The organism is Helicobacter pylori (genome assembly GCF_003637665.1).
Taxonomy (GTDB): Bacteria; Campylobacterota; Campylobacteria; order Campylobacterales; family Helicobacteraceae; genus Helicobacter; species Helicobacter pylori_CK.
This window is the reverse complement of record NZ_MVWR01000018.1, coordinates 1-12,771: the sequence shown is the minus strand read 5'-3', so window position 1 is coordinate 12,771 and position 12,771 is coordinate 1. Positions and strand designations below refer to the sequence as shown.

Sequence of the window (12,771 nt, the reverse complement as noted above, 5' to 3'; positions counted from 1 at the left end):
TAAAAAGAGGCTATCGCTCTTTTTAGGTTCTTTGATTTCGCCTTTTAAAAAGTCTAATAAAGCATGACTCAAATACCTTTCTTTAGAATCAACTTCATCTTCGCTAAAAGGGATGAAATGGTTAGTCCCTTGAGTGGTCGTGATGCGGTTTTGGGTGTGAAAAAGCATGAAAATTAAAGCGTTATTTTTAAACTCGTTGTCATCTTGCCATGCATTATCATAGGGGGCGTAAAATTGATCTCTGTCATTCTGCCATGTGGCTTTGATGCAATGGCGGACAGAGAAATAAATCGCACCGATTAAAAGGTTTGTGGGGGTTAAACCAAAATAGTTGTTATGCCTTGTTCCTTGTTGGTTCAAAACACACAAAAAGTTATTATTTTGGAAATCAGGCGTAGGATTTTCCATAAAGCCCATAATCTCTTGAGCTTTTTTATTATCGTAATTTTTTATCCAAGCGTTAATATTTTTAACCCTATCCACTATCGGTTCAAAAGTTTTATACCCCAAAAATTCGCCAAAGGAGTCAAACACTTCTAAATTGAGCGCATTGGTTGGTTTTAAGGGGGGGGGGGGGTAGCGGTATCCCACACCAAAAAGCCAATGGGGAATTGCCCTTTCACATTATCAAAGCTGTCCGCTGGCACCATAAACCCTTGTAAAAACTTCGCCTTAAAGACTTCTCTGAATTTTTTAAAATTGCTGGAGTTAAGGTATTTGAGCGTTGAAAAACTCGCCATGATAGAGCCATTCAACTCTTTGTAAATGCGCATGAAAAATTGAGCGAAAAGCTCGTTATTGGCTTTATTCAATTCATCTTTATATTTCTCACAAATAAGATTGCCCCTAGCCACTAAATCTTTATTCTTCCCTGTGCCGCTCATTTTAGCTTTGTTGCCCGCTTCTGCATAAGGCGGGTTGATGTAAATGATGAGCTTTTTTCGTTTCTCTTTGTCTTTTAAGATTTCTTGCAAGCTTTTAGGCATTTTATCGCTGAAAAAATCATCGTTTAAAAAATCAAATTGGAAAACATGGTTTTCTAGCAGCTTTAGGTGGTTTTTTACGGCCAGATCTTTAACGATCGCTACATCGTTGCTATCCAAAGTGGACAGATACAGATTCGCTTTATTCAATAAACCCCTGAGCAAATTCCCAGTCCCCCCAGCGCAATCCCAAATGATATAATCGTCTTGATAATCTTGCCCCAAAGCTTTAGCTAAATATTCTTGGCTTTTTTCTACCCAAATTTTAGGGGTAAAATACGCCCCCTTTCTTTCTCTAATATCATTTGAAACCAGTAAATCACGCCTTTCTATGATGTAGTCCCAAAATTCTCTTTTAGGCGGTCGTTCATAGATGTTCCAAAAGGTTTGGTGGGCTTTTTGCTTGTCGTTAAATGAAGTTTCATCAAAATTAAACGCCCCAAAATTATTTAACTTCTTATTGAATTTGTAATGATTGACTTTTAAAATGGTGTTAAGGCTTTCCAAAATGGTCTCATTACTCTCGCTTAATAAATCCGCTAAGTAAAAATCAGCGTCCAAAATGCCTTGTTTTTTAGCCTGTTGCCACTCAATAGAAATGCTAGGCTTAACATGTTCTACCCATTTGAAATACACATGCACGAAATTATTCTTATCTACAGGAATTTTAGAGCGTTTAGAATAGAGAAAATTATCTTTAATAAAGGCTTTGAGTTCTTTATTTTGAGTTTCATAATCAAAGATTAAAGCTTCTTTTTCTAAGAGTGGGGTAAGCTCATTGAGTAGGTGTTTAAAACTCTCGGCTTTATGGTTGCTTGGAGTTACAGAAAAATCTATATCGCTTCGTGTAAAAATAAAATCTAGTTTGTGATATTCCACAAAAAGAAAACTAAACGCATCAAACGCCCCTAAATATGGTGGGGGGAAATGCGTATAAAACTTATACTTACCTATGGTTAGAATGAGTTGGGCTAAAGATTTAAAAAGCTCGCTTTTACCTTTTTTGCCCTCAGCCCATAAAATCGGCTCAACCCATAAAGGCTTGCCTTTGTTCTTATGGCTGTAAGTGATGATAAAATCAATTTTATCTCCGCTAAAGTCAAAGTTTTCAAAAAAGGCTTTGGCTACGCTAGATTTTAGGGGTTCTTCGCTTAGTTTTTTGAAATGGGTTAAATCCATTGTTATTCCTTGTTTGGTGTGTAAGTGTCCCACCACTTATCAATGGTAGTTCGTGATAGCCCTAATTCCTTATGACAATCAATTTTTTTGCCTTGTGGGTTGTTGATACGCCATAAAAAAATCTCACTCTGTTTGCTGGGTCTACCATCTTTATTATTCCAAGTCTTTCCTTGTCGGCTCTGCTTAACATCTCTTATAGCCCTTGCTATTTCTAAGTGGTTTTCTTGGGTCTGATAATTTCGCCTATTCCTATCAATTCTTAGGGCTGTAAGGATTTCAATATCTTTAATCTTAAAACAAGCCAATCCCTTATCATAGCTCTCTAAAGCACTATAAACATCTCGCTTGGTTAGGGGGTTAGTGTGGGGTATATCTTTTAATTTTTCAAAAACTTCTAACATATCCTTTTCTAGCTCTTGCTTGGATACATCGCATTTATAAGCATAAATAGCCATACACATCATAAAAAAATATCGGTGTCCTCCCTTAGGCTCTTTGCAACGCTTTTTCCACCATTCATACACATCTCTTTTAATATGCCATTTCTTTTTTTCTCTTTGTTCGCCCCTAACTATCACTCTCTCATACCATTCGGGAAATTTAATTTTAGTCTCTGCTAAGGTGTATTTGCTCGGTCTAAAACGCTTTAAAACATCCACTCTCTTATCTTCTTTGACATATTGATTCATGTATTCCAAACTCACTCTATCGCCTGTTTTAAAGGCGATAATCTTATTGCCATGCTTTTCGTTAATACTCCCTACCATTCTAAAAGATTGATTGACTGACTGATATTGAGTTTCTTTTTCTTTACTAGTCTCTTTATAACGCCAAATATTGAATGTAAGAGCGTATTTATAAGCTTTAAGCTGGAGTTTGATATTTGGAAATAAATCTATAGGCTTATCAAACACATAATACACATGCAAACCTACCCCACTTAAAACAACAAAGGTCGGTCTAGGTATAGGCCAAAAATATTTGTTAGGCTCGTTTTTTTCACAATATTTAACAACTTCAAAAAAAGCAGTAATTTCTTTTAACCCTACCCCATCTAAATCAAAAATTAAAGCATTCATTTGTTGAGCATGAGCTAAGTCATTATGCCTACCCCTATAACTTAAGCCACTACATAGCGTTAAATCGTTTTCTAAAACAAATTCGGCATAATCATCACCCCAAGTGTCTTTAAGCATTATACGGCGTTTTAAAGCTGGTTTATCGGTATCATTTAGAGTTGTCTTTAAGTCTTTATACAAAAACACAGCATTTGGCTTAGAAAAATCCTTATTCATTTCACCCTTGCTCTCACAATTAGGAAAAATGAAATTATAAAAATCTTCCCCATTGCTCCATTCTTCATAATCATTGTAAGTTAAAAAATTAAAACACTCCCAATAATCTTTTAACATTCCATGACCTCCAACCTATCATTTCATTTAAAAATTCACTTTTATTGTTATTTTTTCTTAAAATTTAACTTTTTAAAACAATAAATACCATTAAATAAAAAACCACATGATATTGCCTTACAAGTCCCATGTAATCGGTGAACTAGAGCTACGCTCTAGTTTGATATTTATCGTCAGCTTAAGCTGACACTACGGGGGCTTATTTTTATCAATATTGTTTTTGAACATTTTAGCGTAAATTTAAAATTTTTGAGTAGAGTAGAACATAAATTACAAGTCTTAAATGGGTGTATGGCTTTGAATTTATATAACGACAATTTGAAACCATTAAACAACGATACGGCTCTCTTAGAACAATACAAAATTGCCATTAATTCAGCTGAAAAAATCAGTGATAGGCGAGCAACAGCAAATAATTTTTTTATAGCTCTTAATAGTGTGCTTTTTTCATTGAATAATATTGATAAATTGAAATCGTTTGATGATTTTTTTAGCACAATATTATTATGTTTTTCTATTCTAATCTGCTTGGTTTGGATACGACTACTAAAACACTATAAGGAAATGAATGGTGTTAAATTTGAAATTATTAACTCAATAGAGCAAAAATTACCATGCAATTTCTGTCAATACGAATGGCATTTGCTACAAAGAAATGCCAAAAAGAAAAAAGAGTTCACTAGATTTGAAAACTATATCCCTCAAATTTTTATAGGGTTATATATTTTTGTTTTTAGTTATCATATCTCTTTATTCCAAAAAATATTAGAGATATTAAAATATATAATTTGTTAATTTGTAATTTCTTTATCTAATTGCATCTTTAATTGAGCCAGAGTTCCAACCAACAACGCAATCTGCATTCTCTTTTACAAATTGCGAAGTGCGTTCGCTCCCCCAGTATTCTACAGCTATGATTTTCTTATTCAAATTCTTAGCTATTTCAACTTCTTTTCTTATCCACTTGCTATAAGTTGCATAAACACCAGCTAGAACAATTACGCACGAACATCGTTTAATTTTTTTCTCAATAGCATTATATAATTCTTTATCTGTTCTATTTGTAGGTATGGGATTATCTTTGGAAACAGACCAGTCTTCAAACTCTAATTCTAATTCTGTTTTTTTCAACAGATTGAGTAGCTTATTGTAATGATTGTCATATTTCCAAGAATGGCTAATAAAAATCTTATATTCTTTCATTATTACTCCTTATAATTTTTTAATGTTTTTTAGATTATAACACAGCTATCAATAATGCAATTACCGCCCATACCCACGACTATAATTTCTCTCGTTTTCTATTTTTTGATTGTGTTCTCTAATCTTTCTATCCAGCTGTGTTGTTTTTGCATGAAGCTCTCTTGTTTCTTGTTCCATTCGTTTTGAAAGTCGTTCATCTGCTCGTTGAAAGAAGTCTCTAATTCGTTCTTTTGCGTTTCTGTAGATGTCTTTAATTGTGTTAATTGCGTCTCGTGTTCTTGCATAAAGGTTGTGTAGGATTGTTCTAACTCTTGCTTGAGCGTTGTTTCTAAAATCTCTAATTGTGTTTTCAATTCTTTGTATTGAGCTTGTGAAGTCTCTTGCTCTTTGATTTGAGTGCTCTGTAATTCTTGTTGTAAAATCTGTTCGCACATTGTCTGTAAATCGTTTTTGAGCGTGATTTCTTTCTGCTCTAAGGTTTGTATCACTTGCTTTAATTCGGCTCTCTCTGTCGTTTCTAAGGATTGAAATTTCTTTAGTAGCGTGTTGTGTGTTTGAAGTAGCGTTTCGTAGCTCTCTTTCAAGCTTAATGTTTCTGTCTTTAAGCTCTCGTAATTCTTGCTTAGCCTTTGAAATTCTGCTGTAACTTTCTCTAGCGTGGTTAATAACTCGTTCTTGTCGTTCTGCAAGTTCTCTATTTCGTTGATTAAAGCGTTCTGTAGCTTGTTTAAGTGTTCGTTCTGCATTGCTTTCCCTTAATTCTCGTTCCTGTGCTGTAGGTAAAATTCCTTGAATACTTTGTTCTCTTGCTCTAATTCCTCTATTTTCTGTTTTAATTTTCTCATTTTGAATGAATGCTCTAATTGGTCTTTGGTTGGGGGTGTTGTAATGTTGTGATAAATCAATATCAATAATCCCATGATTACTACTCCCCCTATAAAAGTTAGGATTGGTATTAAGGTTTTCTTGGCTAGGCTCTCGGTTAAATTGTTGCGAACTTGTCTCTTTATCTCTTGTAAATTCTCTTGTATAATTTCCTTGTATTTCTTGTTGGTTCTCTCTAACTCTAGGTAGCTGTTCTTTAGGTTCTCTTGGGTCTTTTGAAGTAGATTGATGTAATTTTTCATAGTAATGTTGTTTGTATTCAATGTGTCTGTGTAGTTGTTGTTCCAAGTCTCTAAGCTCTTGTATGAGAGATTGTGTAGCTCTTGGTGTTGTGTTAGGAGCTGTTGATATCTCTCTTGTATCTCTTTCTCGGCTTGTATCTTTGTTCTGGCTATATTCTCTAAGTTCTTGTTCAATAAGTCTTTGTTCAGTAAATCGTTCATCATAAATTATTCCTTTCAATCGTTTGGCTTTTTGTTGGTTAGGGAGCTTAACACTGATATAATACTTGCCTTGTCTAGTAATCTCATAATTACTCGCTTGTAAAAGCTCTATTATTTCTGCCCTTGAATTTAATAAGCCTTGTGTTACGGCGTTGTAAAGGTAATTATCTAGCTCTTTGTAGTTCTTAAAGATAGCCTTACCTTGTGGGGTTTTTGTGTTGTGGTAGTTACTAATTTGTTGTTTTTCTAGGTCTTTGGGGTTTGTAAAGGTATATTTTAGATTAACTACATTTTGCCAAGTATCAATGCGTTTTAAATCCACTTTGTGATAGTAAGGGTTAAACACTTTCTGTCTCCCTAATTCAATTTTAGGTATAACAAAATTTAACTCCAAACGCCCCTTGTCTGTGTGTTCTACCCATAAAATATTGTAGCGATTTTGCATGCTTTCTGTGAGTAGGGCATTTTCAAAGCTTTCCATAAGTTCGTATTTTAAACTCTCATCAATATTCGACTCTTCAAAGGATAAGCACCCTACACATGCCTTGTGTTTTTGAGTAAGAGAGAGTAAAAGGCTTTTAGTTAGATTAGCATCGCCTTTTAAAACTCTAGCTGTGCCTTGTTCTACTCTTTCATTAAGCAAGTAATTAACGCTCCCATCACCATCACCGCCCCCTTGATTAGTCCCCCAAAATTTAACCAACATACTTGGATCTTATTTGTTCTAATTGGTAACTGATTTCTATGAGTTGTTCTAAACCTAATCTATCCCATGCTCCTTTATTAGTGTTGAGACATTTAGCGATTTGATTTAAATTGTTTCCACACTTAGCTAATTCAATAACTAGTTCTTTATTAGCAATCGCTTTTTGTTTTTTAGATTTTGTTGGAGTTTGTGAGTTTTGAGTTAAAAGAGAGTTTAAAACTAATTGCGAAAAGTTTAAATTTTTTTCTTGCATTTGGGTTTGGATAGTTTGCCATTCTGTTTGATTTAGTCGTAAGCGTTTGGTTATATTTTTGTTATCAGAAAGTTTTGGCATGTTTTGTTTGACTTATCCCTTAATTTTGATTTATGGGGGGATTCTAGGGGGTGTCCCACTAGCAAGGATAGGCGATTTTTCACATCGCCGTTCTTTGTAGCTACACAAAGTATCCTTGCCCCTATTATTTTTATTTTAGCATGGATTTGGTTAATTTAGATATAATGGGGTTATTATGATTGATTGAGTTAAGGAGATAAGATGTTAAAAAATGTAGAAATGGGGGCTAATTTTTATAAAGAGCTTGGCAAATTAGAAAAACAATTAGCTAAATATCAAAGTAAAGTTTTAGAAATTAAAACACAAATGAAAGAGATTAAAAAGCGATATTCTCAAGCTAAGAAAGAGGAGAATTTAGCTAGTAAATATATTCCTAATGATGAACTAAAACAAGATTTATTAGATATTGATAATCCTAATACGACCGAAAACTTTAAACCTAAAAATGCTAGTGAAATTTGGCAATTCGCTCTTAATTCTTAGGAGTTTGAATGCTAGAGATTGAGTTAAAAAAGAAATTCACTAAGGATTTAAAAAAGCATATTTTAAATCAAAAGATTGAGTTAGAAGTGTTTGACTTAGTGGTTGAAAATTTAAGAAATCAAATTCCATTGGATAAAAGATTTAAAGACCACTCTTTAAGTGGAACATACAAAGGCTGTAGAGAGTGCCACATTAAACCTGATGTTTTGCTTGTGTATAGAGTGAAAGATAATGTTTTGACTTTAGTCAGGCTTGGGAGCCATAGTGAGTTGTTTTAGACAAATTTCTTTCTAAAATCGCCTAGAATGAATTTTCAATTCTAATCCAACCTAGTCATCAGATTTTTGAAAAAAACACGAATTTGAAGCTTTTAGAAACTAGAAAAGATATTTGTTTGACACTTTGAAAGTTGAAAATCCAAAAACAAGAACTAAAAGGTCTGATGTTAGTTTTGGGGGAGTTGTCATGGGTCTTTTTTTGCTCATATTTTCGTTTTGAGCGTTTTTTAGCTTGTAGGTAGTATTAAGTCGGTTTTTTACTTTTCGTTGGTTGTAGGCGATTTTAGATAGCAAGAAACAACTAAAAATCCAAACAATCTGATTGACTTCAAAAAACTTCATTTCCCTTTTAGTTGCTAATCATTTAGCCAATCCTACTAATTTAGCATCTAAGAGCGCATATAACTTGAGTTAGCAATCTAACCACCACTAAAACCGCTTGAATGCTCGCTAACGCTCGCTAGGCGGTTTTAGACCGATTGTTTGCTGACAAGCAAACACTAATAAGCGAAGCGTTAGCAAGTTAGACAAAGCGCATCGCAGTTTGAAAGCGTAGGCGTTAGCCGAAGCTGTTTTTGCGTTAGCAAAAACAAACAAGATAGCGCAAACCGAGGCACCAGCCTAAAAAACCTCTAAAACTAAAACCCCAAAATATGTAGCGCGTCATGCGCGTTGTTTTTATTACATGTTTTAAACAGCATGCTGTTTTTTACATGTTTTACCATGCGCGCGCATGTGAGGGATTTGGGGTTGGAATAGCCTAAATAACGAAGCTGTATGGTTTCTCATTTTTGGGTGAAAATGAATAAAACATAACTTCTTGCCAACACTAACATAACTTCTTGCCAACACTAACATAACTTCTTGCCAACACTAACATAACTTCTTGCCAACACTAACATAACTTCTTTATTTTAAAGTTATGATTATTAACAATTTTTAGCTACAATAACAGCCTAAGGCGGTATAACATGGTTGCTAATCCTAGTGTTAACAAATTTGGAGCAATTAGCTTTAAAAGCTAGTGGGTTGGGAGTTTGTAGTGGGTGGCACTCTGTTAGGAGGCACACCATGAAAGCATTTTTGATAGTAGTGATTTTAGTGGTAATCTTAACACAGCCACTATATTAAAACCTTAGCGTTTTAATAACCCTTATAAGTCCGGCAAGACTTTTTAAGGGTTTCACTCCTGTTATTATATCGTCTTTTGAAAAATAAGCATTAAAAGGCGGTTAAATTCCCATGAATACGAATTTTGAACAGCTTAGAAAACAAGAATTGGAATTACGAAAATTATTAGAAGAATTAGATACTCTCCCACAAACCCAACAAATTAAACTACAAAAACAAAAAATACAAACTTACATAGACAAGATAACTCCAAGTATTTTGAGCGGTTTTAATCAAAAATTCAAAGAAATTACAGAAAAATTACCAAATGAGTTTGAAAAAGAAAAACCCACACCAACAAAAGAGCCACAAACCACCCCCACACCATGCAAGGATTTAGTGGTTAGCACCCCTAAAGATAACACCTATACCACATACCACAATAACGCTAATAAGGTCAATCTAGGGAAATTGAGCGAAAGGGAAGCCAATCTTTTGTTCGCTATTTTTCAAAGGCTTAAAGATCAAGGGAATACCCTCATTCGTTTTGAACCGCAAGATTTGAAACGCATGCTAAACATAGATATTTCTAATGAACGCTTATCAGAAGTGGTCATCAAGCTATGGGATAGCATTAAAACCGCTGATTTTTGGAAAATTAGCGAAACCGAAACTTCAATCATTCAAGAAAATTACATGCTTTTTAGTCGGTGTAAAATTGAATTGAACAAACCGAGTAAAGATTTGAAGTATTTAGAAATCCAACTCAATGATAACTATCAATACCTGCTCAACAATTTAGGCATGGGTCAATACACTTCTTTCAATCTCTTAGAATTTCAAAGAGTGAGAGGTAAATACGCTAAAACGCTCTATCGCTTGCTCAAGCAATACAAAAGCACAGGGATTTTGAGCGTGGAATGGACTCAATTCAGGGAACTTTTAGACATTCCAAAAGATTACAAAATGGAAAACATCGATCAAAAAGTCTTAACTCCAGCTCTCAAAGAACTCCATAAAATCTATCCTTTTGAACACTTGAGTTATAAAAAAGAACGCAAAAGCCATGACAAGCGCAAGGTAACCCACATTGACTTTTATTTTGAACAACTGCCTAAAGGCGAAAATAAGAAACAAAAACAAGCCGACAAGCAACGCGCTAAAAGGGACATCAAGCTTGTAGCATGGGATATTCACAACCAAATCGCTAAAAGAAACGCCAAAGCCACTATAGAAGCTAGGTTTCTTGAGTTAAAAACCTTGATAGGCTATCAATTCAGGCACAATGACAGTGGGATCGTTTTGCAGATTGACAACACCACTTTTGAAAAGAATCAAATGTTTTTGCATGTTTCTTACCCTAAAAGTAAGCATAACCCCCAAAAATTCCTTGTGTCCAACAAGATATTCGCTTTGGAACTACTATATGTCAATGGATACAGCCTAAAAAAAGACAACTTGCTAGAAGAAATTGATCCCCCCAAAATCCACCCCATCACGAATGAACCTATCAAGGAATTTGCACAATACATCGGCAAAACGATTAACATCACCAACTTTAATGTGGATCAATGCCCTGAGGGAATCAACAATTACCTGAAAATCACTAGGATTGTGAAACTGAATGACAATCGGATCTGTATCTCAGTCCAAGATGTGGACAAGCCTGAGAAACTGCTCAAACCTTTCATCGCTAAAAATGAGAAACATTTGAAAAATTGGTTTAAGAAATATTATCGGTAAAAAGACAGATGCATTTGACTAAATTTAGATACTAGGACAAAGTGATGGATTATAAAGAATTGTTAGAATTTGATGATTACGCTATGGATCTGACCATTCGCATGGCACACCACAACTCCGCTATAGAGGGCAACAGCCTGACTTTGGGCGATACAATGAGTATCTTAATAGACAGAAAGACCCCTATCAAGTCGGTGAGCTTGGATGAAGTGCATGAGATAGAAAATTATCGCAATTTTGTTCCCCTTATTTTAGAGTTTTTAGAGAGAGATAAGATCATAGATGAACATTTGATTGGCCATTTCCATTCTGTTTTGATGCGTAATATCCTGCCTGATTTTGGAAAATTCAAAACCACTTATAATGAGATCATAGGGGCTAAAAAACCGACTGCAAGTCCAATAATGGTGCAACCTAGAATCAATAATCTGTGTTTGAAAATACAAGATGAAGCGCTATTGAATTTGAGCGGTGAAGAAAAAATAAAAAAGATAGCAGAACACCACATAGAATTTGAAGAGATCCACCCTTTTAGTGATGGCAATGGCCGCACAGGAAGAGCCTTGATGTTCTACCAAACCATAAAAGCTAATTTAACGCCCTTTGTGATTGAAGTAAGCGCTAGAAGCGAATACATGCATGCTATGAGGGAACAAGACGCTAACGCTCTAGTTGGCATCATTAAGAACTGCCAAAAAATAGAACTAGAAAAGATTGAGCGATACGCTGCCATTTTGAAAGAAAGGCGAGCGGCAAATTTTTCTGTCAAAAAATCATGAGCACTTGAAAAATTGGTTCAAGAAACACTATCGGTGAAAAGACAGATGCATGCTGACTAAACTCATAGAAAAACTGAATCACGAAAGAAAGAATGCTATCAAAAATGGCATTTACCACCTGATCCAAATCAAATTTTCTTACAACTCCAATCGCATTGAGGGAAGCGGTTTGACTTATGAACAAACCGCTCATATTTTTGACAAATCCGTTCTCATAACTGAAAAAAACGCCAATATCAAACTTGATGATATTTTTGAAACCATCAATCATTTTGAATGCGTGAATCACTTGCTTGAAAGCTATAAAGAACCTTTGAGTTTAGAATACTTCAAGACTTTACACAAAATCTTGAAAAAGAATTGTTCTGATGAAGTTATTGGTGGTTTCAAAAAACACCCTAATTTTGTAGGCAATAGCGCCACAACAAGACCCCAATTAGTTGAAAGCGAATTGACAAATCTTGTGAAAAATTACCAACGCAACCTTGAAGTGAGTTTGGAAAACATCATAGATTTTCATGTGGCTTTTGAAAAGATACACCCTTTTAGCGATGGCAATGGTAGGGTGGGGCGATTAGTGATGTTTAAAGAATGTTTGAAAAACAATATCATGCCTTTCATCATAGAAAACGAACACAAAGCCTTTTACTACAGGGGCATCAAAGAATATGACAATACAAAAGGCTATTTGAAAGACACCATTTTGCAAAGTCAAGACAATTTCAATGAAATGGTTAGCTATTTCTTTTCTAAATAGTCTGTTTCAATCTCTATAACCGCTCATTATATTTTCTAACTCACTCTCTTAAAAACCCGTATTCATAGACTTTAGGCTGTATTTCTTTGGCTAAATCTTTTAAAGCGTCTTGCAAATTAGCGTAAAGCTGTTTGTAATATTTATCTTTGGCTTTGTCGGGTCGGTTTAATTTGCCTTGCGCGTTACGGCCTTGAAAAAATTCCTTGATGTCATAGAGGCTTGCGTTAGCGTTATAGGGGGTGTGGGTGAAATCTTGTTTGTGGTAATAACGATAGATCTCTTTGCCAGCGTCAAACACCTTTGAAGCGCTCGGGCTGAATTTTAGGGGCTTGTTTTCTTTTTTGGCGCTTAAAAAGAGGCTATCGCTCTTTTTAGGTTCTTTGATTTCGCCTTTTAAAAAGTCTAATAAAGCATGACTCAAATACCTTTCTTTAGAATCAACTTCATCTTCGCTAAAAGGGATGAAATGGTTAGTC

General features: G+C 34.8%; 10 protein-coding genes and 2 pseudogenes. 6 read left to right on the top strand and 6 right to left on the bottom strand.

Annotation, left to right across the window (positions count from 1 at the left end):
* Both EAL49_RS08095 and EAL49_RS08090 read right to left on the bottom strand, forming a co-directional pair.
* Nucleotides 1–2,162, bottom strand: a pseudogene (locus EAL49_RS08095) (hypothetical protein); the annotation flags it as partial.
* 2 nt (nt 2,163–2,164) lie between these two features.
* Nucleotides 2,165–3,574 (bottom strand): hypothetical protein, encoded by a 1,410-nt coding sequence (locus EAL49_RS08090; RefSeq protein WP_120829740.1) that lies wholly within the window; start codon nt 3,572–3,574, stop codon nt 2,165–2,167.
* 291 nt (nt 3,575–3,865) lie between these two features.
* Between EAL49_RS08090 and EAL49_RS08085 the strand changes: the two genes are divergently transcribed.
* Complete coding sequence (locus tag EAL49_RS08085; protein ID WP_078217178.1) at nt 3,866–4,369, top strand: RipA family octameric membrane protein; 504 nt, start codon at nt 3,866–3,868, stop codon at nt 4,367–4,369.
* A gap of 12 nt (nt 4,370–4,381) precedes the next feature.
* Here the strand turns inward: EAL49_RS08085 and EAL49_RS08080 are convergent, their stop codons facing one another.
* From EAL49_RS08080 to EAL49_RS08070, 3 genes are read right to left on the bottom strand one after another with little or no spacing between them, the layout of a single operon-like run.
* Nucleotides 4,382–4,777, bottom strand: coding sequence for a TIR domain-containing protein (locus tag EAL49_RS08080; RefSeq protein WP_033617188.1), 396 nt, complete (start codon nt 4,775–4,777; stop codon nt 4,382–4,384).
* 60 nt (nt 4,778–4,837) lie between these two features.
* Complete coding sequence (locus EAL49_RS08075) at nt 4,838–6,811, bottom strand: relaxase/mobilization nuclease domain-containing protein (RefSeq protein ID WP_120829739.1); 1,974 nt, start codon at nt 6,809–6,811, stop codon at nt 4,838–4,840.
* The gene (locus tag EAL49_RS08070) at nt 6,801–7,145 is read right to left on the bottom strand and encodes a plasmid mobilization protein (RefSeq protein WP_120829738.1); all 345 of its coding nucleotides are present in this window, start codon (nt 7,143–7,145) and stop codon (nt 6,801–6,803) included. The genes EAL49_RS08075 and EAL49_RS08070 overlap by 11 nt, the downstream gene beginning before the upstream one ends.
* A 201-nt stretch (nt 7,146–7,346) precedes the next feature.
* Between EAL49_RS08070 and EAL49_RS08065 the strand changes: the two genes are divergently transcribed.
* The 5 genes from EAL49_RS08065 to EAL49_RS08040 all read left to right on the top strand — a co-directional run bounded on the left by EAL49_RS08065 (nt 7,347) and on the right by EAL49_RS08040 (nt 12,295).
* A complete protein-coding gene (locus tag EAL49_RS08065) occupies nt 7,347–7,628 on the top strand; it encodes a jhp0828 family protein (RefSeq protein WP_120829737.1) in 282 nt (93 codons plus the stop codon).
* Between the two features lie 8 nt (nt 7,629–7,636).
* Nucleotides 7,637–7,906, top strand: a complete 270-nt coding sequence (locus EAL49_RS08060; RefSeq protein ID WP_000889634.1) for a type II toxin-antitoxin system YafQ family toxin — start codon at nt 7,637–7,639, stop codon at nt 7,904–7,906.
* Nucleotides 7,907–9,148: 1,242 nt separating this feature from the next.
* On the top strand, nt 9,149–10,759 hold the full coding sequence (locus tag EAL49_RS08050; protein ID WP_120829735.1) for a replication initiation protein: 1,611 nt from the start codon (nt 9,149–9,151) through the stop codon (nt 10,757–10,759).
* A gap of 44 nt (nt 10,760–10,803) precedes the next feature.
* Complete coding sequence (locus EAL49_RS08045; RefSeq protein ID WP_120829734.1) at nt 10,804–11,538, top strand: Fic family protein; 735 nt, start codon at nt 10,804–10,806, stop codon at nt 11,536–11,538.
* Between the two features lie 49 nt (nt 11,539–11,587).
* Nucleotides 11,588–12,295, top strand: coding sequence for a Fic family protein (locus tag EAL49_RS08040; protein ID WP_120829733.1), 708 nt, complete (start codon nt 11,588–11,590; stop codon nt 12,293–12,295).
* Nucleotides 12,296–12,335: 40 nt separating this feature from the next.
* Here the strand turns inward: EAL49_RS08040 and EAL49_RS08035 are convergent.
* Nucleotides 12,336–12,771 (bottom strand): annotated as a pseudogene (locus tag EAL49_RS08035) (hypothetical protein); the annotation flags it as partial.

Excerpts from the sequence above, each read along its gene's own strand:
- EAL49_RS08080 (WP_033617188.1), bottom strand. The coding sequence starts at position 4,777 with ATGAAAGAATATAAGATTTTTATTAGCCATTCTTGGAAATATGACAAT.
- EAL49_RS08045 (WP_120829734.1), top strand. The coding sequence starts at position 10,804 with ATGGATTATAAAGAATTGTTAGAATTTGATGATTACGCTATGGATCTG.
- EAL49_RS08070 (WP_120829738.1), bottom strand. The coding sequence starts at position 7,145 with ATGCCAAAACTTTCTGATAACAAAAATATAACCAAACGCTTACGACTA.
- EAL49_RS08060 (WP_000889634.1), top strand. The coding sequence starts at position 7,637 with ATGCTAGAGATTGAGTTAAAAAAGAAATTCACTAAGGATTTAAAAAAG.
- EAL49_RS08050 (WP_120829735.1), top strand. The coding sequence starts at position 9,149 with ATGAATACGAATTTTGAACAGCTTAGAAAACAAGAATTGGAATTACGA.
- EAL49_RS08040 (WP_120829733.1), top strand. The coding sequence starts at position 11,588 with ATGCTGACTAAACTCATAGAAAAACTGAATCACGAAAGAAAGAATGCT.
- EAL49_RS08065 (WP_120829737.1), top strand. The coding sequence starts at position 7,347 with ATGTTAAAAAATGTAGAAATGGGGGCTAATTTTTATAAAGAGCTTGGC.
- EAL49_RS08085 (WP_078217178.1), top strand. The coding sequence starts at position 3,866 with ATGGCTTTGAATTTATATAACGACAATTTGAAACCATTAAACAACGAT.
- EAL49_RS08090 (WP_120829740.1), bottom strand. The coding sequence starts at position 3,574 with ATGTTAAAAGATTATTGGGAGTGTTTTAATTTTTTAACTTACAATGAT.
- EAL49_RS08075 (WP_120829739.1), bottom strand. The coding sequence starts at position 6,811 with ATGTTGGTTAAATTTTGGGGGACTAATCAAGGGGGCGGTGATGGTGAT.